Source organism: Patulibacter ginsengiterrae (assembly GCF_056269115.1).
Genome location: NZ_JBWDOG010000004.1, coordinates 135,919 through 162,226 on the forward strand (window position 1 = coordinate 135,919; position 26,308 = coordinate 162,226).

At 72.9% G+C, this 26,308-nt stretch carries 26 protein-coding genes and 1 pseudogene; 9 read left to right on the forward strand and 18 right to left on the reverse strand.

The genetic code is table 11. The features are described 5' to 3' along the window. Positions 1 to 8: 8 nt before the first annotated feature. The 6 genes and pseudogenes from ACVUH9_RS08495 to ACVUH9_RS08520 all read right to left on the reverse strand — a co-directional run bounded on the left by ACVUH9_RS08495 (position 9) and on the right by ACVUH9_RS08520 (position 4,275). On the reverse strand, positions 9 to 1,091 hold the full coding sequence (locus ACVUH9_RS08495; RefSeq protein WP_475755859.1) for a hypothetical protein: 1,083 nt from the start codon (positions 1,089 to 1,091) through the stop codon (positions 9 to 11). A gap of 8 nt (positions 1,092 to 1,099) precedes the next feature. Then, a pseudogene (locus tag ACVUH9_RS08500) lies at positions 1,100 to 1,315 on the reverse strand (hypothetical protein); the annotation flags it as partial. 15 nt (positions 1,316 to 1,330) lie between these two features. Beyond that, a complete protein-coding gene (locus tag ACVUH9_RS08505; RefSeq protein ID WP_475755861.1) occupies positions 1,331 to 1,948 on the reverse strand; it encodes a dihydrofolate reductase family protein in 618 nt (205 codons plus the stop codon). 268 nt (positions 1,949 to 2,216) lie between these two features. Beyond that, on the reverse strand, positions 2,217 to 2,699 hold the full coding sequence (locus tag ACVUH9_RS08510) for a VOC family protein (protein ID WP_475755863.1): 483 nt from the start codon (positions 2,697 to 2,699) through the stop codon (positions 2,217 to 2,219). Positions 2,700 to 2,701: 2 nt separating this feature from the next. Beyond that, positions 2,702 to 3,220: a 2,4'-dihydroxyacetophenone dioxygenase family protein gene (locus ACVUH9_RS08515; RefSeq protein WP_475755864.1), complete on the reverse strand. Its 519-nt coding sequence runs from the start codon at positions 3,218 to 3,220 to the stop codon at positions 2,702 to 2,704. 386 nt (positions 3,221 to 3,606) lie between these two features. Beyond that, positions 3,607 to 4,275, reverse strand: a complete 669-nt coding sequence (locus ACVUH9_RS08520) for a helix-turn-helix transcriptional regulator (RefSeq protein ID WP_475755865.1) — start codon at positions 4,273 to 4,275, stop codon at positions 3,607 to 3,609. 292 nt (positions 4,276 to 4,567) lie between these two features. Between ACVUH9_RS08520 and ACVUH9_RS08525 the strand changes: the two genes are divergently transcribed. Further along, positions 4,568 to 5,062, forward strand: coding sequence for a DapH/DapD/GlmU-related protein (locus ACVUH9_RS08525; protein WP_475756113.1), 495 nt, complete (start codon positions 4,568 to 4,570; stop codon positions 5,060 to 5,062). Positions 5,063 to 5,191: 129 nt separating this feature from the next. Then, positions 5,192 to 5,878: an ArsR/SmtB family transcription factor gene (locus ACVUH9_RS08530; RefSeq protein WP_475755867.1), complete on the forward strand. Its 687-nt coding sequence runs from the start codon at positions 5,192 to 5,194 to the stop codon at positions 5,876 to 5,878. A 31-nt stretch (positions 5,879 to 5,909) separates the two neighbouring features. Here the strand turns inward: ACVUH9_RS08530 and ACVUH9_RS08535 are convergent, their stop codons facing one another. From ACVUH9_RS08535 to ACVUH9_RS08560, 6 genes are all read right to left on the reverse strand, one after another. Then, positions 5,910 to 6,647 carry a fumarylacetoacetate hydrolase family protein gene (locus ACVUH9_RS08535; RefSeq protein ID WP_475755869.1) on the reverse strand — a complete coding sequence of 246 codons (738 nt, stop codon included), beginning with the start codon at positions 6,645 to 6,647 and terminating at the stop codon, positions 5,910 to 5,912. After that, entirely contained in the window at positions 6,640 to 7,038 is a 399-nt protein-coding gene (locus ACVUH9_RS08540; protein ID WP_475755871.1) for a Rid family detoxifying hydrolase, read from the reverse strand. Before ACVUH9_RS08540 ends, ACVUH9_RS08535 begins: the two co-directional genes overlap by 8 nt. Before the next feature lie 139 nt (positions 7,039 to 7,177). After that, a complete protein-coding gene (locus ACVUH9_RS08545) occupies positions 7,178 to 8,356 on the reverse strand; it encodes a LuxR C-terminal-related transcriptional regulator (protein ID WP_475755872.1) in 1,179 nt (392 codons plus the stop codon). A gap of 78 nt (positions 8,357 to 8,434) precedes the next feature. Continuing rightward, positions 8,435 to 9,229, reverse strand: a complete 795-nt coding sequence (locus ACVUH9_RS08550) for a sulfite exporter TauE/SafE family protein (RefSeq protein ID WP_475755874.1) — start codon at positions 9,227 to 9,229, stop codon at positions 8,435 to 8,437. Next, complete coding sequence (locus ACVUH9_RS08555; RefSeq protein ID WP_475755876.1) at positions 9,226 to 10,632, reverse strand: MBL fold metallo-hydrolase; 1,407 nt, start codon at positions 10,630 to 10,632, stop codon at positions 9,226 to 9,228. The genes ACVUH9_RS08550 and ACVUH9_RS08555 overlap by 4 nt, the downstream gene beginning before the upstream one ends. Before the next feature lie 41 nt (positions 10,633 to 10,673). Beyond that, the gene (locus tag ACVUH9_RS08560) at positions 10,674 to 11,402 is read right to left on the reverse strand and encodes a sulfurtransferase (RefSeq protein ID WP_475755878.1); all 729 of its coding nucleotides are present in this window, start codon (positions 11,400 to 11,402) and stop codon (positions 10,674 to 10,676) included. Between the two features lie 183 nt (positions 11,403 to 11,585). Here ACVUH9_RS08560 and ACVUH9_RS08565 point away from each other — a divergent pair, with 183 nt between their 5' ends. The 3 genes from ACVUH9_RS08565 (at position 11,586) to ACVUH9_RS08575 (ending at position 15,274) form a co-directional block, all read left to right on the forward strand. Then, the gene (locus tag ACVUH9_RS08565) at positions 11,586 to 12,449 is read left to right on the forward strand and encodes a LysR family transcriptional regulator (RefSeq protein ID WP_475756115.1); all 864 of its coding nucleotides are present in this window, start codon (positions 11,586 to 11,588) and stop codon (positions 12,447 to 12,449) included. Between the two features lie 99 nt (positions 12,450 to 12,548). After that, positions 12,549 to 13,445, forward strand: a complete 897-nt coding sequence (locus ACVUH9_RS08570) for an MBL fold metallo-hydrolase (protein WP_475755880.1) — start codon at positions 12,549 to 12,551, stop codon at positions 13,443 to 13,445. 137 nt (positions 13,446 to 13,582) lie between these two features. Continuing rightward, on the forward strand, positions 13,583 to 15,274 hold the full coding sequence (locus ACVUH9_RS08575) for a carboxylesterase/lipase family protein (protein WP_475755882.1): 1,692 nt from the start codon (positions 13,583 to 13,585) through the stop codon (positions 15,272 to 15,274). A gap of 48 nt (positions 15,275 to 15,322) precedes the next feature. Here the strand turns inward: ACVUH9_RS08575 and ACVUH9_RS08580 are convergent, their stop codons facing one another. From ACVUH9_RS08580 to ACVUH9_RS08595, 4 genes are all read right to left on the reverse strand, one after another. Then, positions 15,323 to 17,326 carry an Ig-like domain repeat protein gene (locus ACVUH9_RS08580; RefSeq protein ID WP_475755884.1) on the reverse strand — a complete coding sequence of 668 codons (2,004 nt, stop codon included), beginning with the start codon at positions 17,324 to 17,326 and terminating at the stop codon, positions 15,323 to 15,325. Positions 17,327 to 17,583: 257 nt separating this feature from the next. After that, positions 17,584 to 18,009, reverse strand: coding sequence for a MarR family winged helix-turn-helix transcriptional regulator (locus ACVUH9_RS08585; protein ID WP_475755886.1), 426 nt, complete (start codon positions 18,007 to 18,009; stop codon positions 17,584 to 17,586). A 12-nt stretch (positions 18,010 to 18,021) separates the two neighbouring features. Continuing rightward, positions 18,022 to 19,506 carry a DHA2 family efflux MFS transporter permease subunit gene (locus ACVUH9_RS08590; RefSeq protein WP_475755888.1) on the reverse strand — a complete coding sequence of 495 codons (1,485 nt, stop codon included), beginning with the start codon at positions 19,504 to 19,506 and terminating at the stop codon, positions 18,022 to 18,024. Positions 19,507 to 19,590: 84 nt separating this feature from the next. After that, positions 19,591 to 20,085, reverse strand: a complete 495-nt coding sequence (locus ACVUH9_RS08595; RefSeq protein ID WP_475755890.1) for a MarR family winged helix-turn-helix transcriptional regulator — start codon at positions 20,083 to 20,085, stop codon at positions 19,591 to 19,593. A 63-nt stretch (positions 20,086 to 20,148) separates the two neighbouring features. On the opposite strand from ACVUH9_RS08595, the gene ACVUH9_RS08600 reads away from it, so the two are divergent. Continuing rightward, on the forward strand, positions 20,149 to 20,940 hold the full coding sequence (locus ACVUH9_RS08600) for an SDR family NAD(P)-dependent oxidoreductase (RefSeq protein WP_475755892.1): 792 nt from the start codon (positions 20,149 to 20,151) through the stop codon (positions 20,938 to 20,940). 61 nt (positions 20,941 to 21,001) lie between these two features. After that, positions 21,002 to 22,027: an LLM class flavin-dependent oxidoreductase gene (locus tag ACVUH9_RS08605; protein ID WP_475755894.1), complete on the forward strand. Its 1,026-nt coding sequence runs from the start codon at positions 21,002 to 21,004 to the stop codon at positions 22,025 to 22,027. 50 nt (positions 22,028 to 22,077) lie between these two features. On the opposite strand, the gene ACVUH9_RS08610 is transcribed toward ACVUH9_RS08605, so the two are convergent. Further along, positions 22,078 to 22,374 (reverse strand): peptidoglycan-binding domain-containing protein, encoded by a 297-nt coding sequence (locus ACVUH9_RS08610; protein ID WP_475755896.1) that lies wholly within the window; start codon positions 22,372 to 22,374, stop codon positions 22,078 to 22,080. Between the two features lie 187 nt (positions 22,375 to 22,561). Between ACVUH9_RS08610 and ACVUH9_RS08615 the strand changes: the two genes are divergently transcribed. Further along, positions 22,562 to 23,302 carry an MOSC domain-containing protein gene (locus ACVUH9_RS08615; RefSeq protein WP_475755898.1) on the forward strand — a complete coding sequence of 247 codons (741 nt, stop codon included), beginning with the start codon at positions 22,562 to 22,564 and terminating at the stop codon, positions 23,300 to 23,302. A 45-nt stretch (positions 23,303 to 23,347) separates the two neighbouring features. Here the strand turns inward: ACVUH9_RS08615 and ACVUH9_RS08620 are convergent, their stop codons facing one another. Then, positions 23,348 to 23,722, reverse strand: coding sequence for a VOC family protein (locus ACVUH9_RS08620; RefSeq protein ID WP_475755900.1), 375 nt, complete (start codon positions 23,720 to 23,722; stop codon positions 23,348 to 23,350). Between the two features lie 126 nt (positions 23,723 to 23,848). On the opposite strand from ACVUH9_RS08620, the gene ACVUH9_RS08625 reads away from it, so the two are divergent. Continuing rightward, on the forward strand, positions 23,849 to 26,215 hold the full coding sequence (locus tag ACVUH9_RS08625; RefSeq protein WP_475755902.1) for a LamG-like jellyroll fold domain-containing protein: 2,367 nt from the start codon (positions 23,849 to 23,851) through the stop codon (positions 26,213 to 26,215). The last annotated feature ends 93 nt before the right edge of the window (positions 26,216 to 26,308 follow it).

A 26,308-nucleotide genomic window follows, 5' to 3' on the forward strand; every position in this document is an offset into this window, starting at 1 on the left:
TCCCCTCGTCAGCGGCGGCGAAAGCCGCGGTCCGGCGCGGGGTCGAGCGGGCTCGGCGGCAGGCCCGACGGCGGGTCCACGAGGTTGTAGTCCGACGGTGCGATGTCGTTGGGCGCGTCGGGATGGAAGAGCGCCGCGAGCAGCTGGGCCTGGCCGCGGCCGACGCCGAGCTCGCCCATGCCGCCGTTGTACATCCGGATGCCGGCGGACTCGCAGTGCGCGTACAGGCGGCTGAGCTCCTGCAGGCGCCCGACGCGGCAGGGCTTGACGTTGACGATCCGCACCTCGACGGGCAGGGCGCCGATCGACTCGACGCTCGTGATCGGCGCGTCGTAGGAGACGCGGTCGGCGACCGGCGCGAGCAGCTCGAGCACCGCCGGGTGGTCGTGCGGGTCCTCGAAGACGGCCTGGGTGAACGTGGCCAGCGTGCGTTCGTACATCGCCAGCAGCGCCGCCTCGTCCTCGACCTCGAGGCCGTACTGGCCCTTGAAGTCGATCGTCGCGACGCCCTCGACGGCCGCCACGCGGTCCATGATCTCCTGCGTCCACGACGGCACGACGTCGAGCTTGAAACCGACCGTCGGCTGCGCCGCCCGCCGGTTCGCGACCTTGTCGATCTCCGGCGGATCGCCGAGCCCGAACGAGTTGACGAACGTCACCGGCCGCGGCGTGCGGCCGAGGACCTCGGGCAGGCTCGTGCCCGCCTGCCGCAGCGCGAGGTCGAGCGCCGCGGACTCGAACGTCCAGCGCCGCCAGTTGCGCTCCAGCTCGAACTCGGGCGGCTCGGGCCACATCTCGATCGCGCCGACGTGGGCGAGGAAGCCCGCGAGCGTCTCCCACTCGCCGGTCAGCGGGAAGTCGGTCGCGCGCAAGCTCTTCTGGGCCTCGGGCATGCCGACCTGCTCGCCGATGCCCTCCTCGCCCCGGCCCCGCAGCCGCAGCTGCGTCGTCGAGTAGTCCTCCATCCCGGTCGGGCCGCTCGGCACGAGCGCCTCGAACGAGGACGACTCGATCGCGATCGGCAGGTTCTTGACGGCGGTCCAGAGGTCGGTCATGAGCAAGTCCCGGTAGGTCTCGGTGATCGGCTGCACGGGTGACCCTATGCGGTCGCGGGCGGTTGGTTCCGGGTTCGCGGCAGGGCGGGGCCAGATCTCGCCACGGTGAACGTCACGCGCATGACGCCGCTCGGCGAGGAGACGGCCTCGACCTCGCCGTCCTGCTCGAGGCCCTCCAGTCCGTCCCAGAGGCGTACGCCTCGGCCGAGCAGGATCGGGACCACCACGACCTGGATGGCGTCGATCAGCCCGGCCGCGAGGGGCGTCGGCTCGCGCTAGTCCTCCCGCTGCGACATGTCGCCGGTGGCGGGCGTGCCGTCGGCGAGCGCGTAGCGCAGCCGCACGATGCCGTTCGGTGAGGTCACGGCAGGCTCGCTGAGCGTCAGGTTGGCCGGCGTGGCGCCGCCGGCGAAGACCTTCTTGCCGGTGCCGAGCACCAGCGGGTGGACCCAGAGCGTGAGCTGGTCGAAGAGTCGCTCGGCGAGCAGCGTCTGGACGAGGTCGAGGCTGCCGATCACGTGCACGGCCTCGTGGCGGTCGCGAACCCCGCGCACGGCGCTGGCGAGGTCCGGGCCCAGCAGCGTGGAGCCCGCCCAGTCGAGCTTCGGGTCGCGGCGCGAGGCGACGTACTTCGGCACCCGGTTGAAGAGCGTGGCGATCGGGCCGTCCTGATAGGGCCAGTACGCGGCGAAGATGTCGTAGGTCTTGCGGCCGAGCAGCAGCGCGTCGAGGCCGACCATGCCGGCGAGGACCTGCTCGCCGGCGACCTCGTCGAGCAGCGGCGCCTGCCAGCCACCGAAGCGGAAGCCGCCCTCGGGGTCCTCCTCCGGCCCGCCCGGCGCCTGCCCGACGCCGTCGAGCGTCGTGAACAGATCGATGTGGATTCGTCCCACGATGGTTCCCCTTCGGTCGGTGGCGCGTCGCGGCCTCAACGCACGGGTCTCGTGCCGCTCAGACGCTTGGCGCGCCGAACTCATCGCGATCCGCCCCGGGAATTCGCAGCGCGACCGGCAAGCGACTCCCGGGGAAGCCTGAGACCCCCGTTGGCTCGAGCCCGGCTCGCCCCGCGACCCGAGCCAGGGCCTTCAGCGGCCGCCGCTCACGCAAGCCATCCGGCGCTCGATGCGGAGGTCGCGGACGCCCCGTAGCGGGCCACGCGCATCAGCCGAACCAGTCCACGAGCAGGGGCGCGCCATCGCGCCAGTTCCGGATCGGTTCCTCGGAGGAGCGCTCGATCAGCTCGATCAGCAGGCCGCCGGGGCCGCGGTAGTAGCCGAACCCCCGCTCCCCGTCGGCCGTCAGCAGCACCTCGGGCTCGTAGCCGCCGGCACGGGCGCGGGCGGACGCGGCGGCGAGGTCGTCGACCCAGTAGCCGATGTGATGGATGCGGTGCTCGCCGGGCGCCACGCCCCACAGCGTCTCCTCCCCGCCCGCGATCAGCTCGAGCGGCGGGTTGGAGTCGACCGACCACGCGACCTGGAGGTCTACCGGTAGGAGCCCGGAGGGCTCGCCGGGAGCGTGCAGCTCCAGCGGGCCCATCCGCAGCATCTCCGAGAAGCGCCAACCGAAGGCGCTCGCGTAGTGCTCGATCGCGCGCTCGAGATCATCGACCACGACGCCGATGTGCGAGATGTCGTCGAACATCGCTACTGCAGCTCCTGCGTCGGCGCCGTCGCGTAGTCGACGACCATCGTCTGGGCGGTCGCGTTGTTCTCGCGCGCCATGTAGTAGTGCAGCCGGGCGTCGGCGACCAAGGCGAACTCGCCGTCGTCGGTGTAGCCGGCGACCGGGCCGTCCATCATCGCGAACATCGTCGTGCCGTTCGGCGAGTACGGCGTGTGGATCTCGCCCGCGGTCTCGCAGGTGTAGGAGCCGGCGTGCCCCTGGTCGCTCTCGTCGTAGTAGAAGCCGCCCTCGATGATGTATGCCTGCACGTTCGAGACGTGCCAGTGCGGCGACGCCTGGGCGCCCGGATCGACCTGGAGGATCAGCGTGAAGGCGCCGCTGACGAGGTTCACGTAGAGCAGCTTGTAGCGCGTGCCCGGCATCAGCCAGTCGGTCCAGGGGATCGTGTCCGGATCGATGAACTCCTTGCGCGTGCCCTTCGGCGTGATGCCGGGGTTGGTCATCCAGAACAGCGGGTCGTACTTCGTAGGGGTCGACATGCTGCGGTCCTTTCGTTGGGGTGTGGGGTGCGGTTGATCAGGCGGCGGCGGTGCCGCCGTCGACGGTGCAGAGGCCGCCGTTGCCGAACGACGCCTCGGAGCCGAGCAGCGAGGCGACGATCGATCCGACCTCGTCCAGCCGGCCGTCGTGGCGCACGAGCTCTCGGAGGTGGCGGCGAACGTGAGGGATCGGCAACGCGAACGGGGCCGACTCGCCCGCAGCTGCGTTGGGCGCGAAGCACGCGCCGGCTCCCGTTGCCGTGCGTGCACGGCGACTCGTCCTGTTGGCCATCGTCCCTCTCTCCTCCCTGCTTGGACCCGACCGACGCTAGGCGCCGGAGGAGGGGCCGCGCAATGGCCCGAAGGTGGAAGCAGGCGGCTCTCAGCTACGGAGCGATCGGCTTCTCAGCCGCGTTCCACGCGATCGCGAGCTGGGTGCGGCTGCTGCAGCCGTAGGCGGCCAGCGCCTTCGTGATGTGCTTCTTGACCGTGTCCGGGCTGATGAAGAGCGTCTCGGCGATGGCGCGATTGGGGTATCCGGCGGCGACCAGGCCGGCAACCTCCGCCTCGCGCTTGGAGAGCTCGTGGCGCGGCGCCCCGCGGCGCGCAGCCTGCAGATGGAGGCGCAGGACGCCGGCGAGCGGACCGCTCAGCAGCTGTGCCGCCAGCACGTCGTGGGCGTCGAAGCGGCCGGCCCGATCGGCGAGCAGGCCGATCAACGCGTAGCCGCCGGGACCGGCGTCGAGGGCGATCGCCAGTTCGTCGTGGATCCCTTGCTGGGTCAGGAACTCGCGCACGTAGCGCACGTCCTCTGGGCCTGCCGGCGCTGGCAGCTCGCAGAGGCGCACCGCCGTGCGGTCGCGATAGAGCGGCGCCACGCTCCCTCGCGCGAAGATGTCGTTGCGCCAGTAGCGGCCGCAGTAGGCGTCGACCATCTTCGCGGCTCTCCCCGTCACGACCGGGTCGCGGTCCTGAAAGGCGTCCTCCAGCGAAGCGCCGACGAAGAACGTGAGGTCGCGACAACCGAACGCCTCCGAGATCGCGTCGAGCGTCACCTCTCGCAGCTCCCGGAGATGGTTGGCCCGCGCCGCCGCCTCGACGACCGCAAGGGCGCGACGGTAGTCCCCGAGATCGGGGACGAGAGCGGTGGCCCGCGGTCGAGGACCCGAGACCTTCATGACGGCACCGTACTCCCGCACCAACCGCAGAGCAACAGGGCGACGGCCCGGTGCGGGTCCGCCCAGCGACGGCTAGGGTCGATCGAATGCCGCGCACCACTCGACCGGGTCGACGTCCTTGAAGGGCGAGCGACTGCTGGCCAGCCGCACCGAGGAGCTCAGGATCGCGATGGAGGGCGTGCCCCGCGCGTTCGCGTGCTGCGAAGCGCTCAACCGCCTGCCCTACGCCGACCAGGACGCGATCCGCAGCGCCTGGTCGGACCTGACAGGCCGACCGGCCCCCGAGGGCTTCCGCCTGGTGCCCCCGGTCCACAGCGATCAAGGCGTCCGGCTCCGCCTCGGCACCAACGTGTTCATCAACCACGGGTGCACGCTGAACGACATCGGGGGGATCGAGATCGGCGACGACACCATGATCGGGCCGAACGTCAGCCTGCTCACGAGCGGCCATCCCACGGCGGTCGCCGAGCGTCGTGCCGGCATCACGGTCGCGCCGATCTCGATCGGCGCCAACGTCTGGATCGGCGCAGGCGCGATCGTGCTGGGCGGGGTCACCGTCGGGGACGGTGCCGTCGTGGCCGCCGGCGCCGTCGTCAGCCACGACGTCCCGCCAGCGACCCTCGTCGCCGGCGTGCCCGCTCGAGTGCTGCGCTCCCTGAGCTGATCGCTCGCGCCCGACGCGGTCATCGCCGAGACGTTCGCGCTGGTCCAGGCGAAACGGCACGAGCTCCCGTCGGCGATTCCTGAAACACCATGTTCAATAGACTTTTGGAGGATCGAGGGAGAGCGAGACGTGAGCAGTCCGAGACACGACAGCGAGCTGTTCGAGCAGTTCGCGCGAATTGGCAAGGCACTGGGGAACCCGAAGCGACTCGAGCTGCTGTACCTGCTCGCACAGGGCGAGCGGACCGTCGAAGCGCTCGCCGCGACGGCCGACCTCGGCATCACCACGACGTCGGCGAACCTGCAGATCCTCAAGCAGGCCCGCCTCGTCACGACCCGCCGCGAGGGCGTGCGGATTCACTACTCGTTGGCGGGCGATGACGTGGGCCAGCTCTTCGTGCTGCTGCGCCGCGTCGCCGGTGCGCATCTCGCCGAGGTCGAGCCGGCCTGGCTCGCGCTGCTCGGGATGGACCGGGCCGAGGCGGCCGAGCTCGAGGCTCCGGAACGCGAACGGGAGGAACTGCTCGAGCGGGTCCGCGACGGGGCGACGGTCCTCCTCGACGTCCGCCCCGGAGCCGAGTACGCCGCCGGGCACATCCCCGGCGCGCTGTCGATGCCGGTCGGCGAGCTGCCCGGCCGGCTGGAGGAGCTGCCCGCCGACGCCGAGGTCATCGCCTACTGCCGGGGCGAGTACTGCGTGATGGCGTACGAGGCCGTCGTGCTGCTGCGCCGGCACGGGCGCCGTGCCTTCCTGCTCGAGGACGGGCCGCTCGAATGGCGACTCGCGGGCCTTCCGGTCGCCGACGCGTCGGACTGAGCGACCACTCCGACGCGCGAGCGACCCGCTCTCAGCGGTGCGTCTCGGCGAACGTCACCCGCACGCTCCCGAGCCCCTCGAACCGGGCAACGACCCGCTCGCCCGGCTCCGCGGCGAACGGCGGGGCCGCCGCGCCCGTGAGCAGCACGTCCCCGGCGCGCAGGCGCTCGCCCGCGGCGTCCAGCAGGTCCGCGATCGACCGGACGACGTCGACGACCTCGCCGACGACCGCCGCCGGGTCCGCGTCGCGGGCGTGGCAGCGCGTCTGGCTCTCCACGCTCAGCCGCACGCCGTCGGTCGCCCCGCCCGCGTACGCGGTGTCGAAGCTCCCCAGCACGGCGTGCCGGTGGAAGAAGCCGTTGGCCAGGAAGTCCTCGACGTCATCCGGGCCGTGGGGCCCGTCGAGGTCGACGAGCTCGATCGCCGGCGCGAGCGCGTCGATCGCCGCCGCTGCCGCCGCCGCGTCCTGTCCGCCCGGCAGGTCCGCCCCCATCCGGGCGGCGATCTCGACCTCGACCAGCGGAGCGCCCCATCCAGCGACCGAGACCTCCGCCCCGGAGGCGAGCAGCGAGTCGTCGTTGAGGTACCCCGCCAGCGGGCCGCTCGTGCCGATCGCCTGCATCGCGGCCGCGCTGCCGAAGCCGGCCTTCCAGCCGAACGACCGCGCTCCGGCGGCATGCGCCTCCCGGCGCGCCGCCAGCTGACGCTCGAGTCCGCGGCGGACCCGCGGGTCGCCGTAGGGGCTCGAGAGGCTGGACCGGCTAGGCACGAGCGATCACGTCGAGCTCGACGCGGGCCCCGAGCGGGAGGGCGGAGACCTCGACGGTCGTGCGTGCCGGGAACGGCGCGTCCAGGTGCTCGCGGTACGCCTCGTTCATCGCCGCGAAGTCGCTGAGATCGTCCAGGAAGACGGTGATCTTGAGCACGTTGGCCATCGCCGACCCCGCCTCCTCCAGGATCGCGCGGAGGTTCCGCATCGCCTGGTGGGTCTGGGCGGCGACGTCGGCGGCCACGAGCGTCCCGGAGGCCGGGTCCAGCCCGAGCTGCCCGGCGACGTAGACCACGTCCCCGCCGATCACCGCCTGCGAGTAGGGCGCTCCCTGCACGGGTGCCGGCGCGGCCTCCGTCTGAACGACGCGAAGCGTCGACTTCTCGGTCATGAACGATCCTTCCGGTGGTGACGGTGGTGTCGATGCTGCCGCGACCGCCGGTACCTCGGCGGTCGCGCGCACGACGTGGAGCGAGCATTCCAGCGTCCCGCGCCGCCGGCCATCGCACGTTCGGAGGAGCCCGACGCGCTCAGCCGAGGACGCCCTGCCGGCGAGCCTCGCGGACCGCCTCCGCGCGCGAGCTGGCCCCCAGCTTGCGGAAGACGTTGCGGGCGTGGGTCTTGGCCGTCGTCTCGGAGATCCCGAGGGTCAGGGCGACCTGCTTCATGCGCGGACCCTGCTCCATCAGGCCGAGCACCTCCCGCTCGCGCGTCGTGAGCGTCTCTCCGGGCCCGAGGCCGGCGTCGCACGGCGCCCGCAGCGTACGTCCCCCGTGCAGCGTCGAGAGGACGATCGGCAGCCAGCGGGTCGCGTCCACCCGCGGGACGTACCCGGCGACCTCGGCCCGCGCGGCCGCCGCCCGGTTCTCGACCGTGTCGTGGCTGGCGACGACCAGCAGCGGAGCGCCCGGGTCGCGAGTCCGGAGCGCTCCGGCGAAGCCGTCGATCCGCACCCCGCCGAGGTGGTCGTCGCAGATCACGACGTCCGGGGGCTCGGCATCGAGCGCGGCCCCCGCCTCGGCCAGCGTCGAGACGACCCGCGTCGCCGCGCGCGTCGTCCTCTCCGCGATCCGAGCGAGGCCGTGCCCGATCAGGGGGTCCTCGTGGCAGAGCAGCACCCGGGGGCCCGCAGCCGACGGGGCGCTCAGCAGCAGCTCGGCCACGGTCCGCTCCGCCCGTTGGAGGGCGGCGAGCGTCGCTCGCGGCTCCGCGTCGCCCGCGTGCGACGAGAGCGTGACCGCGCCGACGACGATCTCGCCGAGGTGGATCGGCACCGCCGAGCCGGAGCGGAAGCCGGCGGCGAGCAGCACCTCGTCGACCGGCCGTTCGAACCCGGGCACGGCGGCCAGCCGCGCGGAGGGGAACGCACGACCTTCGGCGGCCGCGAGCATGCGCGAGGACGATTCGAGCGGCAGCCGCGTCCCCGCGACGAGCAGGCTGGCGCCCGCGCTCGCCATGACCTCGAACGTGCGATCGCGATGGTCCACGCGACAGATCGAGAGGCGCTCGACGCGGAGCCCGCGCCGCAGCACCTCCGCCAGCAGCGCGATGTCCCCGGCGAAGGGCCCGCCGATGCCGCCGAGCTCGATCGCGGCCTCGACGTTCCCCGCGGTCGAGGCACGTCCGTCGACCCTGACGGGGCACGAGGCCGGTACCGGCGCGGACGTCCAGGCCGGCCGGCTGGAGATCGCCGTTATCCCTTTATCCAAGTATTTCAAGAATAACCTGTGGCGTGGTCGCCGTCAGTCGGTTGGCGGGCCCGCTGCGCACGCAGCGACGTCCGCCCTCTATCCCAAGCCCGAGGGCCCTCCGAGGAAGGCGACCGAGACGAGCAGGTAGGCGGCGACGACGGTCACCAACCCCGAGAACCCGCGTGCCAGCGCCCGCTGCGGCAGGCGGCCCGCGATCGCCGACCCGACGAGCGCGCCGACGACGCACGTGCCGGTCATCGCCAGGACGACCTCCGCGTTGACGCCACGGCCTGCCGCGAGGTGCGTGACGAAGCCGAAGACCGCCACGCCGGTGACGATGGCCAGCGACGTCCCGACCGCCGCGCGCATGCTGAAGGCGAGCCCGAGCGCGAGCGTCGGCACCACCAGGAAGCCGCCGCCGACGCCGAAGAAGCCCGTCGCCACGCCGACGGCGGCCCCCGCGAGCAGGTTCCGTCGCCACTGGAGCGGCGGGCAGTTCGTGCCGCCGGCCGTCGGGCCCGCGTCGACCGCGGCCGCATCCGGCTTGCGCCAGGTGGCGCGCGCCGCGGCGAGCATCACCAGCGCGAAGCCGGCCAGCAGCAGCGAGCCGCTGACGGCCCCGGAGGCCAGCGTGCCGACCACGATCCCCGGCACCGCCGCGGCGACGAAGAAGCCGACGTGGCGCCAGCAGACGCGGCCGGCTCGAGCGTGCCCGAACGTCCCGGCGATCGCGCCGGCGGCGACGACCAGCAGGGCACCGGTCGTCGCCTCCGGCACGCTCTCGCCGAGGACGTACACGAGCACGGGGACCGCCAGCACCGAGCCGCCGCCCCCGAGGGCCCCGACGGCCAGGCCGATGGCCAGGCCGAAGGGCAGCGCCAGCAGCGTCACCGCGAGTCCTCGGGAGTTCCCGGCCGCTCGATCGGCCAACCCTGCTCCGTCCACAGGGGAACGCCGCCGTCGACCACGTGGAGGACCTCGCGGACACCGAGCCGCCGGAGGAGGCCGGTGGCCACCGCCGCGCGCTGGCCCGAGCCGCAGATGACCGCCACCGGCCGGCTGGGATCGAGCCCCGCGGGCAGCGCGTCGATGTCGTGGTACGGCCGGTGGATCGCTCCCGGCAGGTGGCCGGCGTCCCACTCCTGCTGCTCCCGGACGTCGAGCACCTGCAGCTCGTCGTCGTCCCGCGACCAGCGCTGGTGCAGCTCGTCCACGGCCACCCGCTCGACCCGCTCGACGTCGAGTCGCTCCTCGCGCCAGGTGGTCATCCCGCCGGCGAGGAACCCGGCGATCGAGTACAGGCCGACCGCCCCCGCGAGGCGGGCCGCCGCGCGGGCCTCCTCGTCGTCGCGGCCGACGAAGACCAGCGGCCGGAGCGGCTTGGTCAGCCACGCGAGCTTGGAGCCGAAGCCGGCCCGGCGGACGGTCACGCAGAGCGCCCCCGGGATGTGGGCGTCGTCGAACTCCAGCTCGGTCCGCACGTCGATCACGAGCGCCCCGTCGGCCGCGGCCCGCACGACCTCGCGCGGGGTCAGCGGAGGAGCGTCGACGACGTTCCCCGCCAGCGGCCCCCGATTGAGCGCGACGATGTTCTGGAAGTTCGGCGGCTGCGGCCCCAGCGTCGACGTCGTCCGCCGCACGAACTCGTCCTCGTCGGTGATCTGCAGCAGCTCCTGGTTGGCGCGCTCGAAGCCGATCGTCGAGGAGACCTTGAGGTCCATCCCGGGGCCGCCGCAGAGCGAGCCTCCGAGATGCCCGGGCCAGACCTCGGTCGTGTCCGGCAGCGCGAGCAGCTTGTCGTGCAGCGAGCGGAAGATCCCCCGCGCGCCCTCCGCCTTCTCGACCGCCAGGTCGGGGCGCGCGATGTCGCCGACGAACAGCGTGTCACCGGTCAGCACCGCCCACGGCTGCTCGTCGCGCGCCGTGTCCACCAGGGCGAAGGCCGTGTGCTCGGGCCGGTGGCCGGGGGCGTGCAGGGCGCGGACGACCAGCCGGCCGAGCCGCAGCTCCCAGCCGTCGTCGAACGGCTCGTGCGGGTAGTCCGGCGCCGCGAGCCGGTGGACGTGGACCGTCGCCCCGGTCGCCTCGACCAGTCGGCCGTGCCCGGAGACGTGGTCGGCATGGTTGTGCGTCTCGAGCACGTGCCGGATCTCGACGCCGAGATAGCGGGCGAGCCGCAGGTACTCGTCGATCTCGAGCTTGGGATCGACGACGGCGGCGACTCCGGCCTGCTCGTCGCCGATCAGATAGGACGCGCAGCCGAGGTCGTCGTGCGTCACCTGTCGGAAGATCATCGGATCGTCAGCTCCTTGGTCCTGCTTCGAACGGTCATCGGCTAGCGCTCGACGGGGAGTCCGCGGGTCGCCCACTCGCTCCAGGACCCGGGGTAGAGCCGGGCGTCCTCGCGTCCGAGCCGCGCCAGCGCGAACAGGACGACGCACGCCGAGACGCCCGAGCCGCAGTAGACGGCGATCTCCTTGGCGCCGAGGATGTCGTCGCCGAACGTCAGGTCGCCGAGGAACGGCACGTTGATCGCGCCGGGGATGTGCCCGGCGACCGGATCGATCGGCTCGTTCTCGCCGCGGTAGCGCTCGGGGGCGCGCGCGTCGATCAGCACCAGGCCGGGATCTCCGATCCGCGAGAGGACCTCGTCCGCCTGGATCGTGTCGTTCGGGCGCAGCGCCGGCTCGAACGGCACGGCGAGCGGCCGCTCGTCGCCCTCCCGGAGGTCGCCCGCCCACCGCTCGAGCCCACCGTCGAGCACCGCGCAGTCGCGGTGCCCGAAGTGGCGCAGCAGCCACCACAGGCGCGCGGGCCCGGCGTTGGCTCCGCCGTCGTAGGCGGTGACCGTGATCCCGTCGCCGATCCCCGCCGCCGACGCGTCGCGAGCGAAGTCCTCGGCGGTGGGCAGGGGGTGGCGGCCGTTGTCCCCCGTCTTCGTCCCCGAGAGCTGCGTCTCGAGGTCCAGGAACGACGCGCCGGGGACGTGGCCGCGCTGATAGGCCGCCCGTCCGTAGCTGCCGTCGGCGAGATCGAAGCGGCAGTCGACGAACCGGTGGACCACCTCGGGCGCCCCGTCGACGGGGCTGGACGACGGCTCGTTCCGGCTGGGCTCAGCGGATTCGCGTGTCGGACGCAATTTTCTTCTTCCTTGGATCTATGGAATAGTCGCCACGATGGTCGCTCATCGACGCGTCATGCGGAAGGCCGCTGCCCCCACCGACTGTCATCACGGAACGTGATGTCGATGCTCGATCCCGAGCAGCTGCGCTCGTTCGTCGCCGTCGCCCGGCACGGCAGCTTCACCTCCGCGGCCCGGGCGCTCTCCGTCCGGCAGTCGACGGTCAGCCAGCGCGTACGGCGCCTGGAGGCGGCCGTCGCCCGGCAGCTGTTCGTGCGCGACACGCACTCCGTCACGCTGACCGCCGACGGTGAGGCGATGCTGGGCTTCGCGAGCTCGCTGCTGGAGATGCAGGAGACCGCGATCGACTACTTCGCGGCCTCCCAGCTACGCGGCAGCCTGCGTCTGGGCGCCTCGGAGGACTTCGTCGCCACCGAGCTGCCGGAGATCCTGCGCCGGTTCCGCCGGAGCCATCCGCTCATCGACCTCCAGCTGACCGTCGCCCTCAGCGGCATGCTGCACGAGCAGCTCGAGCGGCACGAGCTGGACGTCGTCCTCGCCAAGCGTCGCGGCGGCGGCACCGACGGGCAACGGCTCTGGCGCGAGCAGCTGACCTGGATCGGCGCCCCCGGCATCGAGCTGCCGGTCGCGGAGCCGCTTCCGCTGGTGTGCCTGCCTCCGCCGAGCGTCACCCGCGAGCTCGCCCTGGCGGCACTGGCCGACGCGCGCCGGCCGTGGCGCGCGGTCTGCACGAGCACGAGCCTCAGCGGCATCACCGCGGCGCTCACGGCCGGCCTGGGGGTCACCGCGTTCGTTCGCGGCCTGGTGCCGCCGGGCACCGAGGACCTCGCGGGCCGCCCGGGGCTGCCGCCGCTGGAACCGGTCGAGTTCGTGCTCCGGCGCCATCCCGCCACCGACCGCAGCGCCCAGCGGGAGGTCGTCGACGCCCTGGTCAACGCGATCGTCGCGAACGCCCACGAGCTGCGCTAGCCCGCCTCCGACGGGGCCGCCTCGTCCGAACGTGGTATTGCGGCAGGACCCCGACTCGGACGACGATCGATCGCACAGTCACCGAAACGAGGAGTGAGTATGGGACTTGAAGTGAAGGTGCTCGATCTGGGCGACTTCGTGCTCGACGCGGGCGCGCTCGTGCTGGGGCACGAGATGGGCCGTCCGACGACGATCCCGACGTTCGGCTTCCTGATCCTGGGCGGCGAGAAGCCGATCGTGGTCGACACCGGGTTCCGCAGTCCCGAGACCATGACCGAGAAGCTGGGCATGGAGTCCTGGTGGCGCGACGGGCAGGGCCTGGAGCCCCAGCTGGCCAAGTACGGCCTGACGGTGGAGGACATCGGCATGGTCCTCCTGACCCACCTCCACATCGACCACTCGGGACGGGTCGAGGCGTTCCCGATGTCGACGCCGGTGGTCGCCAACCGCCGCGAGATGGAGCACTCGGTCTCGGGCCTCTCGATGATGGGCTCGATGTACCCCGCCGACGCGATCAAGCATCTCGTCGATCGCCTGCACACGCAGGACGCGCTGCGCCTGCTGGACCTCGAGATCACGGGCCCGGTCGAGGTCGCCCCCGGCGTGTGGTGCGAGGCGGCCGGCGGACACACCGAGGGCTCGATGAACGTCCTGGTCGACACCGACGCCGGACGGGCCGTGATCTGCGGCGACGTGCTGCAGTCGATCCACCACCAGCTGATCGAGCCGCACCTGCAGACCATGTACATGGACCCCGCACCGATCGGCCTGGCGCACAACTCGAAGCGCCAGGAGAAGGCCGCGATGACCAAGACGCTCGGCTCCGGACGGTTCATGCTGCCCGGCCACGACCGCGGCGCGGTGATCGAGGGCGGGCGCGTCGTCGGGCGCCTGTTCGACTCGGTGCCCGGTCCGACGATCGCGAACGAGGACTTCCCGGGGCCGCTGAGCAGCGACTTCGCCGAGGGCGTCCAGGGGAACCCGACCCCCGCCTGAGCCGTCGGGCTCGTCCGACCCCGGGACGGCCACGGCCGCGACGGTCGGACAGCGAGCAGTTCTCTGGTGCCGGCCGGCCGACCGAACGTCGGCCGGCCGGCCCAGCCAGGTCATCACCCGTCTACGAGGGAGCTTTCGTGACCCGTTCCACCGAAGGACCGCCGATCCACGAGGCGCCGCTGACGCGGCGTGCCGTGCTCGGCGGAGCAGCCGCCGGCGTCGCCGCCGGCGTCCTCGCGACGTCGACCCCGGCGTCCGCACGAACCAGACGTCCCTCCGCGGAGGTGCGGACCGAGCAGGGCCGGCTCGCCGGACGGCGAACCGAGGACGGCCTCGCCTTCCTCGGCGTCCCGTACGCGGCGCCGCCCGTCGGCAAGCGTCGCTTCCGCTCGCCGGAGCGGCCGCTCGGGTGGCGCGGCGTGCGCGACGCGCTGCACCCAGGACCGGCGGCGCCGCAGATGATCCCCGCACCGGTGTCGTGGATCTACGACCCCGGGTCGCTGGTGTCGACGAGCGAGGACTGCCTGACCCTGAACGTGTGGACGCCGGGCACGCGCGGCCGGCGACCGGTGATCGCCTTCGTCCACGGCGGGGCCGGTCGCTTCGGCAGCGGCACGGTCCGCGGCGTCGACGGCGCGCGCATGGCTCGCGACGGCGACGTGGTCGTGGTCACCATGAACTACCGCCTCGGGGCGCTGGGCATGCTCTCGCACCCCACCTGGAAGGACCCGCGCACGGGACTGACCGGCAACTGGAGCTGGCAGGACCTGCAGGCCTCGCTCGAGTGGATCAAGCGCAACATCGCGGCGTTCGGCGGCGACCCCGGCAACGTCACGATCTCGGGCGAGTCGTGGGGCGCGATCGCGGCGCGCGACATCTCGATCCAGCCGAGCTCCCGTCACCTGGTCGACAAGGCGATCGCGTCGAGCGGCCACCTCAGCTTCGCGCAGTCTCCGGAGCAGGCCGCGCGCTACACGGAGCTGCTGGCCCGCCGCCTGGGCGTGAGCGTCGCCGGCCTGCGCCAGGTGCCGGCGACCACGCTCCACGCCGCCGAGCTGGCCCTGGCCGGAGACCGTGCCGCGACCGGAGACGCGCGGCTCGGGCTGATCGTCGACGGCAAGACCGTGCTGGGACCGCAGTTCGGGACTCCGTCGCGGTCGATGCCGCTGCTGATCGGCACCACCCGCAACGAGTCCTACTGGGACTACAAGCTGTTCGACCCGTCCGGCCCCCAGATCAACACGTCCGTCGCCCCGGCGGACGAGGCCGCGCTGCTGCCCGCGATCGCCGCCGCCCTCGCCGCGAACTACCCGCCCGGCGTGCCGGTTCCCGAGCCCGCGGCGGTCCGCGACATCTACCGGTCGGCGATGGATGCTCGGCGCCAGAGCAGCGTGGCGCCCGAGCTCATGATGGAGGTCAGCACCGACGTGGTCCGCCGCGCGCAGTCGCTCGACTGGGCGGCGCGCCACACCCGCGACAGTCGCGCGTCCGCCTACGTCTACGAGTTCGCGGAGCCCCTGGCCGCGCCCGGATTCGGAACGCCGCACGCGATCGACGTCCCGTTCGTCTTCGGCACCTACGGCAGCCGCTTCATGCGCGCGCGCCTGGGAAGCGGTCCGCAGGTCGCCGCGGCGTCGCGGAACCTGATGCGGGCGTGGACCCGGTTCGCGCACACCGGCGACCCGAGCGGGGGCCGGCTTCCGAAGTGGCGCCCCTACGACGTCAAGCGGCGGGAGGTCGCGGTGATCGGCGGCCCGGAGGCGAACACCATCGCCCACGGTCCGCGTCACGATCAGCTGCGGGCGATGGCGGTCTTCCTCGAGTCCTGAGCCGGACGCGGGCGCACGACGGCCCGCGTCCGCCCGGCGCCCCGGGCCCTACCGCACCGACGGCTTCCTGGGCTGGAGCACCCAGAAGTACGCGGGCTTCTGGGCCTTCGCACCCGTGGTGCTGACCGCCTGCACGAGGACCCGGTAGCGCCCCGGCTCGAGGGTCGCGGAGCCGATCAGCTGCTTCAGGCTGAACGTGCGGGCCCCCGCCCCGACCGAGACGGTGGTGGCGAGCACGCGTCCCTTGGCCGCCGCCGTTGGCGCGGCGGCCCGGGCCGCGGGAGCACCCGCACCGCGCACGCTCACGTAGTCGCCACCAGCCGGCACCGCTCTCGGGCACGTCTTCCGGGTGCTGCTCGACTGCTGGCCCCGCCGCTGTTGCAACGTGAACGTGACGCGCGACGGCGCGCTGACGGTGTAGCCGACGGTGACGTTCCTCCGGGCGCCCTTCACGGCACCCAGGCAGTGCGTCGCGGTCAGCTTCGAGAGCGTCACGATCGACGGAGGCGCGGGTGCGACAGGCGGGGCAACGACGGGCCCGGCCGGCGCGACGGGCGCGACGACGGCCACGTTCTGGCTCGTGCTCACGGATCCCGCGTAGGTGTTCGCCGCGCCGTCACCGGAGTAGGTCGCGGTGACCGGATAGGCCCCCGTGCTCGCGTACGCGACCGTGCAGGTCGCCGTGCCGTTCGAGAGACGCTGGGCCGCGCACTGGGCGGTGGCCGGGCTGCCGGCTCCGTCGTCGAACGCCACCGTCCCCCCGTCCGGGGCGGGCGACACCGTCGCCGTGTAGGTCACCGATGCGTGCTGCCCGACCGCTTCCGCCGACGTGACGAGTGCGGTCTTCGTCGCCTGCAACAGGTAGGCGCCGATGCCGCAGTTGCCCCCCGCCGCGGGCACCAGGCCGCGCTGGTCGGAGATCGAGCAGGCCGCGGACACGCCGCCGACGGCCACGGGCAGGTCGAAGTCCGGCGGCACGACGGCGAAGGCCGGGTTCGCCAGGGTCGTCAGCGGGTTCGAGCTGTTCAGCAGCGCGAGCGTCCTGCTCGGCCCGCCGTTGTTGGCGAGCCCATGGGCGAGATACGCGTCGAGCGCCGCGCCGTAGGTGGACGCTCCGTAGGCGGTCGTTCCGCTGTGACTCCCGGTCCCCGGCGAGCTGGACGAGACGCAGGTCCCGTCGCGGTCGAGGTTGTAGCCGCCGTCGACGATCGCCGCGTCGACCGGATTGCACGCGTCACCGGAGGACTGCGCGGCGATGATGCTGGCCGCAAACGTCACGTTCGCGTTTCCGGTGGCGAGCGCCGCACCGCTACTGCCGGTGTTGCTCGCGATCGTCGAGGCCTGAACGGTGAGGGTCCCGAGGTTCGCGAACCCCCCGCCCAGGGCTCCGGAGGTGTTGCCCGCGATCGTCGAGCTGCTGACCGTCACCGTCCCGGTCGGCTGCACGTTGATCCCGCCGCCGTTGATCGGCGCATCGTTGTTGTAGAGCGCCGAGCGCAGGATCGTGGCGGGCCCGCTGCTGATGATCGCGCCGCCACCGACACCGGTGGCGGTGTTGTGCGAGAACGTCGAATCCTCGACGGCGAGCGTGGCACCGTAGAGGTTCGCGATCGCCCCGCCGTTTCCCGCGGTGTTGCTCGAGAACGTCGAGTTCTTGACGGTGAGCGTGCCACCGTTCTCGATCGCGCCCCCGAGCCCGGCGGTCGATCCGAACTCGAGCTCGAGCCCGTCGATCGTCACGTTCGACGCCGGGCCGACCGACAGCAACCTCACGGCCTTCTTCCCGTTGAGGGTCGGGGTGCCGCTCTCGGCTTCGAGCGTGAGGCTCGGGCCGGCAAACGTGATGCTGAGGGCCGTCGGGCTCGGCGCAGGCAGCAGGTAGTTGCCTCGCGCGAGCCTGATCCGCACGCTGTCGGTGACCGGCGCCGCGTTCGCGTTCGTCACCGCGGTCGCGATCGCGCAGGCGTCAGCCGGCGAGCTGCAGTCGGCGATGCCGGTGTTCGAAGGTGCGGCGTACAGGCTGGTGGTCGCCGCCTGGGCCGGCGTCGCCAACCCGGCGAGCAGACCGAAGCCGCCGAGAGCGGCGATGCCGACGACACGGACAACGCGTCCCTGCGCCCTCCTCGGTATGCGCTGCACCTCTGGTCGCCAAGACCAACGGTCGCTCGTCGACATCCCGGATTCGTGCCCCATAAGACTCCTCGTAGACGGCGCAGCGCACGGTATCAGTGGGCAGGAGAGCCCCAGTGAATCCGGTCGGCGAACCCGGTGCGCGATCGCGGAGGAGCACGCAAGCGACACCGGCGACCTCAGCGTGGCTGCCCGACGCTCTCGAGGATCCGTCGGAGCGTGTCGAGGTCCGCGGCGTCGAGCGCGCTGAGCCCCGGCGGCGGGGTGCTGAGGATCGCGTCGGCGCGCCGCGCCATCTGCTCGCCCTTGCGTGTCACCTCGACGAGCTTGGCGCGCCGGTCGGTGGGGTGCGGCCGCCGGCGCACGAGCTCCAGGGATTCGAGGTCGTCGACGAGCACGGTCGCGTTCGGGGGGTCGATTCCCAGCGCCGCGGCGAGCTCGCCCATCGCCATCGGCTGGCGCGCGAGCCGCCGCAGGGCCCGGGAGCGGCCGAAGCTGATCCCGAGCTCCTCCGCGACCTCGCGCTTCCTCCCGTGGTCGAGCACGAGATCGCTGACGAGCAGCCAGACCTCGCGCGCAACGTCCTCCGAGGCGGATCCGCTCATACCGGCCCGAGTCTACGCGGGCAGTGCTTCCGGATTGAGCGCCGCCGCGGTCCGCCGGGCCGACGCCTGGGCTCGGCGGGTGGTGGCCGTCAGTCCGAGGACGATCACGATCGCCCCGGCCGCGGCGAGGGTCCACCACCCCGGGTGGCTGGCCGACGGCAGGTCGGCCCGGACCGACGCCCCGAGGTGGGAGGTCACGATCGCCCCGACGACGGCGACGCCGAGCGTCTGACCGAACTGCCGGGAGGTGGTGGCGATCGCCGAGGCGACGCCCGCCTGCGCACGGGGCATCCCGGACACGGCCGCGTTGGTGATCGGGGCGTTGATGGCCCCGAAGCCGATCCCGAAGATCGCGTACGCCGCGATCAGCCACGCGAACGGGGTCTCCGCGTCGGTCGTGGTCAGCATCGCGCAGGCGATCGCGATGCAGACGCCGGACGCCACGAGCGGCAGCCGGGGACCGCGACGACCGACGATCCGCCCCGACAGGGGCGACGCCAGCACCGTCATCGCCGCCATCGGCACGGTCGCCAGCCCCGCGCGCATCGGCGAGAGGCCGCGGACCTCCTGGAGGTAGAGCGTGTTGAGGAAGAGGAACCCGCCGAACGCCGCGAAGCCGGCCACGGCGATCGCGATCGAGGACGTGAAGGGGATCGACCGGAAGAACCGCAGGTCGACGAGCGGCTCGTCGCGGCGGGGCTCGTAGCGGAGGAGCGCCAGGAGCGCCGCGGCGGAGGCCGCGAAGGCGCCGACGATCACCGGCGAGAGCCATCCGCGGCTCGGCGCTTCGATGATGCCGAACGTGAGCGTGGCCAGCAGCACGATCACCAGCAGCTGACCGACCGGATCGAACCGGCGCGGCCGTGGCGCTCGGGACTCGGGGACGAAGCGGAGGGTCAGGAGGATCGTGGCCAGCCCGATCGGGAGGTTGATCAGGAAGATCGCCCGCCAGCCGATCGCGGACACGAGCGTGCCCCCGACGATCGGGCCGAGCGCCATCGAGACGCCGAACACGGCTCCCCACACGCCGACCGCCTGGGCGCGCTCGCGCGGCTCGGTGAAGGTGTTGGTGATGATCGCCATCGCGACCGGGTTCATCATCGAGCCGCCGACCGCCTGGAGGACCCGCGCCAGCACCAGGACCTCGACGCTCGGCGCCAGGCTGCACAACAGCGACGCCAGCGAGAACACGGCGAGGCCTGTGACGAAGGTGCGCTTCCGGCCGAAGCGGTCCGCGGTCGACCCCGCCAGCATCAGCAGGCTCGCCATCACGACGGTGTAGCCGCCGACCGTCCATTGCAGCCCGGAGAGGCTGGCGTCGAGATCCGCCTCGATCGAGGGCAACGCCACGTTCACCGCGGTGATGTCGAGCCCGACGATGAACAGGCTCAGGCAGCAGATCAGCAGGACGCCGGTCTTGCGTCTCCCGCCGAGCTGCTCCGCGCTGGCCGCGGGCCCGCTCGGCGGTCGGCCCTGGAGATTTCCTTGCCACTTCATAACTATTATGATGACATAAGCAAACCGGGCCGCGAACGATCCCGGCGTCGAGGCGACGCCCGTCAGGCCACGACCCGAATCGACTCACCGGCGCAGGCGGCGAAATCCAGGGTGCACGCCGGGGGCCAGGCCCTGCTCGTCGGCGAGCTGCCCCAGCAGCGCCACGAGCCGTTCGCGCTCGCCGGCGTCGATCCCGGCCGTGAACGCCCGCTCGTGCTCGGCGGCGACCGCGGCGAGCCGAGCCAGCAGCTCGCGGCCCGCCGCGGTCAGCGAGAGCGCGTAGTTGCGCCGGTCCGCCGGATCGCGCTGACGTTCGACGAGCCCGCGACCCTCGAGGTCGTCGATCAGGGCGACCAGCCGCGGGGCGTGCATGCCGAGCGCGTCGGCGACCGCACGCTGACTCTCCCCCGGCGTCTGCGCGAGGCGGCGCAGCACCCCCGCCTGCGGCGGGGTGAGGTCGAGCGGCTTCAGTCGCTCGGCGAAGGCCGCCGCCGCATGGGCGCCGAGCTGGGCGAGGAGGAACGCCACTCCGCCGATCCGGGCGGGCCGCTGGTCGTGGGAATCGGCCGGGTCGGTCACCGCCCGAGGATACCGTTCGGTGTAATCGATACAGGTTGTAATCATTACTGCTAGGCTCGATCTATGAGCACCTCACTGACTGGCCGCGTCGCGATCGTCACCGGCGCCAGCCGGGGCATCGGCGCCGCCACTGCCCGCACCCTCGCCGACGCCGGCGCGGCCGTCGCGCTCGCCGCCCGCGACGCGTCGGCCCTCGAGCGACTCGCCGCCGAGATCAACGCCGCCGGCGGCACCGCCCTGGCCGTCCCGACCGACGTCGGCGATCCGGCCGCGGTCGAACGGATGGTCGCCCGCACCGTCGCGGAGCTCGGCCGCCTGGACATCGCGATCAACAACGCCGCCGGCGGCGGGCACCCGCCGACCCCGCTGACCGACGTCGCCGTGGAGGACTTCGACAGCGCGATCGCGATCAACCTCCGCGGGACGTTCCTCTGCCTCAAGTACGAGATCGCCGCGATGCTCGAGCACGGCGCGGGCGCGATCGTGAACATGACCTCGACCGCCGGACTCGAGGCCGTCGGCGGCCTCGCCGGCTACGTGTCGAGCAAGCACGGCATCGTCGGCCTCACCAAGGTCGCCGCGCTCGAGTACGCCGCCCGGGGCATCCGCGTCAACGCCGTCGCACCCGGCCCGATCCTCACCGAGCAGCTCGAGCGCGCCGGCGAGGCCGCGCAACAGGGAGCAGCGCAGGCGATGCCGATGCGACGGGTCGGCCGCCCCGACGAGGTCGCCGCCGTCGTCGCCTGGCTCAGCAGCGACGCCGCGTCCTTCGTCACCGGCACCGTCGTCCCGATCGACGGCGGCAAGCTCGCCGGCATGGCCCCGTTCGCGCGCCAGAGGCCCAGCGCCACCTGAGCCGGCAGATCGCCCCAGCCCGAAGCGGACCACGGTCCACTTCGGGTGCTAGGATCGCTCCATGGACCGCATCGGCTTCCTCTCCTTCGGCCACTGGGGGCGCAGCCCGGGCTCGATGACGCCGACCGCCGGCGACGCGCTGAAGCAGTCGGTCGAGCTGGCCGTCGCCGCCGAGGCGCTGGGGATCGACGGGGCGTACGTGCGCGTCCACCACTTCGCCCGGCAGATCTCCTCGCCGTTCCCGCTGCTGGCCGCGATGGCCGCCCGCACCAGCCGGATCGAGCTCGGCACCGGGATCATCGACATGCGGTACGAGAACCCGCTGTACATGGCCGAGGCCGCGGCGACGACCGACCTGCTGGCCGACCAGCGGCTCCAGCTCGGCATCAGCCGCGGGTCGCCGGAGCCGGCCCTGCGCGGCGCCGAGGCGTTCGACCACGTTCCCGCCGCCGGCCAGAGCGACGCCGACCTCGCCCGCGAGCACACCGACCGCTTCCGCGCCGCGATCGCCGGCGCGGGCGTCGTCGACTCCAACCCCGAGATGGCCGGCACCGGGATGCGGCTCGCGATCCAACCGCAGGCGCCCGGCCTCGCCGACCGGATCTGGTGGGGCTCGGGCAGCCGCGACACCGCCGTCTGGGCCGCCCGGCAGGGCATGAACCTGATGAGCTCGACCCTCCTGCTGGAGGACACGGGCGTGCCGTTCGACCAGCTCCAGCTCGAGCAGATCCTGCTCTTCCGCGAGGCCTGGGGCGAGGCCGGCTGGGAGCGCACGCCGCGCGTCTCGGTCAGCCGCAGCGTGCTGCCGATCACCACCGACGAGGACCGTCGCTACTTCGGACGCAGCGGTGGCAGCGACCAGGTCGGCGTGCTCGACGGCGCACTCTCCCGCTTCGGCAAGACCTACTCCGGCGAGCCCGACGCGATCGCGGAGGAGCTGCGCCGCGACGTCGCCGTCCGCGCCGCCGACACGCTGCTGCTGACCGTCCCCAACCAGCTCGGCGTGGAGTACAACGCGCGGATGCTGGAGACCATCGCCCGCGACATCGCCCCCGCGCTGGGGTGGACGCCGAACCTCGTGGGGTAGGAACGGGCTCCCTGCGCGACCGCGCCCGGGGGCATGCCCCCGGGCGCACGTCAGGCGGCGAGCAGCCGCTGGGCGGTGAGCGAGCCGGCGACCCCGCTGGGCTCCAGCCCGCACGCGGCCTGGTAGCGGCGGACCGCGTCGGCGGTCGGCGGGTTCCAGGCGCCGGTCGCGGCGGCCGCGGGCAGCAGCCCGAGCCCGACGAGCCGGGCCTGGGCGTCGGCGGCCGGGATCGCCGGGACGGCGTCGGCCGACGACGCGGCGCCCGGCAGGAGCGCGACGGCGAGCAGGCGCGCCGACCCGCGGGGGCGCCGACGGTGCAGGTGGAGCGGTTGGGCGATGGTGCTCATGGTGCGCTCCATCCTTCGCCCCGGCCCGGACGCCATGCAAGCGAACGTGCGTTCGTGTCGCGATCGCCGTCGTGAACGGCTGGCCGGCAGTCCGCTGACGAGGCCCGCGCCGAGCCGCCACGGGCCCGACGCGCCCCACGAGGGCCGCCCTCCGACCCCGCGCCTATCTTGTGGCCATGGAGGCCCCGTGACCGTCGCCACCCGACCGCTCGCCGACGCGCGGGTGCTCGCCGTCCACGTCGGCACGGTCGGCAACCTGCCCTACCGCGACCGCACGATCCGCAGCGCCTTCCGCAAGCGCGAGGTCGTGGGCCCGATCGAGGCCACCGCGGAGGGGCTCCGCGGTGACGAGCAGGGCGACCGCCTCAAGCACGGCGGTCCCGACAAGGCCGTCTGCGTCTTCCCAACCGAGCACTACGCCGACTACGAGGCGCTCCTCGAACGGGCCCTGGAGCGGCCGGCGTTCGGCGAGAACCTGACCGTCTGCGGACTCCGCGAGGAGGACGTCTGCCTCGGCGACCGGCTGCTCGTCGGGACCTCCGTCTGCGAGGTCAGCCTGCCGCGCAACCCCTGCTACCGCCTGGGTGCCCGCCACGGCACCACGGAGATCGTGCTGGCGATGGAGCGGAGCGGCCGGACCGGCTTCTACCTCCGCGTGCTCGAGGCCGGCCAGGTCAGCGCGGGCGCCGAGATCTGCCTGATCGACCGTCCACACCCCCACGCGACCGTGGCCGAGGCCAACCGGGTCATGCACCGCGACAAGCGGGACGGGCCGGCGATCGACGCCCTGCTCGCCGTCCCCTCGCTCGGTGGCAGCTGGCGCCGGACCTTCGAGCGCCGGCGCACCGCCGGCGAGGTCGAGGATCCGGCCCGCCGCCGCTACGGCCCGCTGGGCGAGCCCCCGCGGGACCCGCCGCGACCGGCCTGACGCCGGGAGCGCCTGGGGGCAACCCTCCTCCGCGAGCGGAGCGACTCAGCCGCGCGGGACGTGGCGGCCGTGCAGCATCAGCGGGTTGCCGTCGGGGTCGACGAAGAAGGCCATGTGGCAGACGCCGGTGTCGGTGATCGGGCCGAAGAACGTCACGCCCTTGCCCTCTAGCTGCGCGCGCATACCGGCGACGTCGTCGGTGTGCAGCGCGACCGCGTTGGTGTTGGCCTGGAACTCGCGACCGACGGAGACGGGGTCCCAGATGCTCAGCGTCGTGCCGCCGAGGTCGAACTCCGAGAACGGCTTGCCGACGGTGTGCGGGGACTCCTCGAGGCCGAGCGTGTCGCGGTAGAACGCCCTCGCGCGGTCGTTGTCCTGGGTCGGGATGGGGACGAAGTCGATGCGGGTGATGGAAGGCATGCTGGGAACCTATGGCGCAATGCGGCCGACACCTGTCCGCATTGACGCTCGTTCCCACGACCTTCCCCACAACGTCACGCCGGGGTCACAGCGCGGCCACCGCCCGGACCTAGCGTGACCCAGACGATGATTCCCCCTCTGTTCCGCGCCTCGCCGAGACGGCTGATCGCGCTCCTCGTCCTCGCCTGCGTCCTGCTCTTCGCCCCGGGCGCCGCCACCGCCACCGCCGCCGACCCGCCGGCCGACCGGTCGAGCTTCCTGCTCCCGGTCCTCCCCGACACCCAGTTCTACTCCCGCTACGCGACCGCGGAGTACGAGAACCTCTTCGCCCAGCGCTACGGCAGCGAGCCGTTCGACACGCAGACCACGTGGCTGGCCGCGAACCAGAAGACGCTGAAGATGCCGTTCGTGACCCATCTCGGCGACATCGTCGACCGCACCAGCAAGGTCGACGAGTGGAAGGTCGCCGATGCGGCGATGAAGCGGCTCGAGGCCGCGAAGCTGCCGTACTCGATCCTCGCCGGCAACCACGACGTCGGCCCGAACTACACGACCTGGTTCCCGACCTCGCGCGCCGCCGCGCAGGCGAGCTTCGGCGGCCGCGACGCCAGCGGCTACAACGAGTGGCACACCTTCACCGCCGAGGGACGGACGTTCCTCGTGCTCGCGCTCTCGTGGGCCGCCTCCGACCAGGCGGTCCAGTGGGCCCGGCAGGTCATCGCCGACCATCCGACGCTGCCGGTGGTCCTGACCGGCCACGAGTTCATCGGCGTCGCCGGTGACGGGGTCTCCGCCGAGGAGACCGACTACGGCAAGCGGATCTGGAACGACCTGATCCGCGACAACGACCAGATCTTCCTGACGCTCAACGGGCACTTCCACGGAGCGACGCACCTGCGGAAGACCAACGACTTCGGCCACAGCGTCGACCAGATCCTGCTCGACTACCAGATGGCGTACCAGGGCGGCAACGGCTACCTCGGGCTGCTCGAGTTCGACTTCACGCACGATCGCCTCGAGTCGACCGTCGTCTCTCCGTGGGTCCGGTTGAAGCCGAAGGACACGCTGATCCCCCGCTACGACCTCGCCGTCCGTCCCGGCACGCACGAGAACCTGCGCCTGCCGATCGCCTGGAACGAGCGCTTCTCCCGCTTCGCACCGCCGGTCACGCCGGCCGCGCCGTCGCACGGGTCGCTGCTCGACCGCGCGAAGGCGATCGTCCGCGACGGCTACGAGGAGTCGGGCGAGGAGAGCTCGGCCCCGGCCCACGACGCCGACGACTACCCGAAGGTCGCGGGCACCCGCGCGCACTGGCGGTTCGGGGCCGGGAGCGGCCCGGTCCGTCCCGGCGAGACGGTCCGCGACATCGCCGCGGGCAACGACATGACCCGCGTCGCGCTCGACGCAGACGGGGCCAACGGCGCCCAGGTCGAGGACGTGCGCCGCAGCGACGACCACGCGTTCCTCTCCTCCGACCCCGGCAGCATCTGCTTCGACAACACGAAGAAGAGCCCGGCGCGGATCAGCTACCTCCGGACCGCGGCCGGCGCACCGGTCAACGCCCAGACCTTCCCCAACGGCTACACGATCGAGTCGTTCGTGAAGATCGACGACAGCTGGACGCCGGGCGGCAACGCCTGGATGGGCGCGCTCACCCGCGACGGCCGCCGCGGCGACGTCGCCGGGCTGAACCCGGGCGATCCGGACGAGCCGGTCTTCACCTTCGCGATCTCGAACCTGCGCGAGGTCCAGTGGAACGCGGCTTCGATCGACCCGCCGCGGGAGTCGAGCAACTGGTCGGGCGAGATCATGACCGGACGCTGGCTGCACGTGGCCACGGTCAACGACCCGAAGACGAAGACGACGACGCTGTACGTCGACGGGGCACCGGTCCTGCGCAACGCGATCGGCAGCGTCGGGCTCGCGTCGGCGGGCAAGCCGTGGCGGATCGGCTCGGCGACGTGGGAGGGCAAGACCGCCGACGGCTGGCTCGGCTGCATCGGCGAGACCCGGATCGTCGACCGGCCGCTGGCCAGCGACCAGTGGCTGACCGCGCGGACGTACGTCGCGCCGCCGGTCGACCCTGCGCCGCCGGTCGGCCCGGAGCCGGAGTCCCCGAAGCCGCAGGATCCCTCGGTGCTCGCCCCGGCGCCGCTGCCCGGTCCGACGCTGCCGAGCCGGAAGCTCCCGGCGGCGAAGGCGAAGACGGTCCGCGCCACCAGCGTCACGCTGCGCGACCGGGCGATCCGGGTCCGCGTCACCGGTGGCGGGACGGTCCGGGTGGCCCTGCGCCGCTGCACCGCGGGCAAGAAGTGCGCCACGCGCTCGACCCGGAGCTTCTCGCGCAAGCTCAGCCGGGCGGGCACGGTCCGGATCGCCGTCCCGCCCAGCGTGCGGGCCGGGCGCTACCGCGTCGACGTGACCGTCCGCGCCGGCGGCACCACGACGAAGCGCTCGCGGATCGTCCGGATCACGCCCCGCCGGGCCGCCTAGCCGCGCCGCCCCGGATCACGCCGAAGGGCGGACCGGGGCCGGCACGACCGGAACGGAGCCCCTGCGCGAGCGGGGGCTCCTGCGTTCCGGAGG

Bases quoted from the DNA above. Each gene is read 5' to 3' on its own strand.
- ACVUH9_RS08510 (WP_475755863.1), bottom strand. From the start codon at position 2,699: ATGTTCGACGACATCTCGCACATCGGCGTCGTGGTCGATGATCTCGAG.
- ACVUH9_RS08515 (WP_475755864.1), bottom strand. From the start codon at position 3,220: ATGTCGACCCCTACGAAGTACGACCCGCTGTTCTGGATGACCAACCCC.
- ACVUH9_RS08525 (WP_475756113.1), top strand. From the start codon at position 4,568: ATGGAGGGCGTGCCCCGCGCGTTCGCGTGCTGCGAAGCGCTCAACCGC.
- ACVUH9_RS08540 (WP_475755871.1), bottom strand. From the start codon at position 7,038: ATGACCGAGAAGTCGACGCTTCGCGTCGTTCAGACGGAGGCCGCGCCG.
- ACVUH9_RS08555 (WP_475755876.1), bottom strand. From the start codon at position 10,632: ATGATCTTCCGACAGGTGACGCACGACGACCTCGGCTGCGCGTCCTAT.
- ACVUH9_RS08565 (WP_475756115.1), top strand. From the start codon at position 11,586: ATGCTCGATCCCGAGCAGCTGCGCTCGTTCGTCGCCGTCGCCCGGCAC.
- ACVUH9_RS08570 (WP_475755880.1), top strand. From the start codon at position 12,549: ATGGGACTTGAAGTGAAGGTGCTCGATCTGGGCGACTTCGTGCTCGAC.
- ACVUH9_RS08585 (WP_475755886.1), bottom strand. From the start codon at position 18,009: ATGAGCGGATCCGCCTCGGAGGACGTTGCGCGCGAGGTCTGGCTGCTC.
- ACVUH9_RS08590 (WP_475755888.1), bottom strand. From the start codon at position 19,506: ATGAAGTGGCAAGGAAATCTCCAGGGCCGACCGCCGAGCGGGCCCGCG.
- ACVUH9_RS08600 (WP_475755892.1), top strand. From the start codon at position 20,149: ATGAGCACCTCACTGACTGGCCGCGTCGCGATCGTCACCGGCGCCAGC.
- ACVUH9_RS08605 (WP_475755894.1), top strand. From the start codon at position 21,002: ATGGACCGCATCGGCTTCCTCTCCTTCGGCCACTGGGGGCGCAGCCCG.
- ACVUH9_RS08610 (WP_475755896.1), bottom strand. From the start codon at position 22,374: ATGAGCACCATCGCCCAACCGCTCCACCTGCACCGTCGGCGCCCCCGC.
- ACVUH9_RS08620 (WP_475755900.1), bottom strand. From the start codon at position 23,722: ATGCCTTCCATCACCCGCATCGACTTCGTCCCCATCCCGACCCAGGAC.
- ACVUH9_RS08625 (WP_475755902.1), top strand. From the start codon at position 23,849: ATGATTCCCCCTCTGTTCCGCGCCTCGCCGAGACGGCTGATCGCGCTC.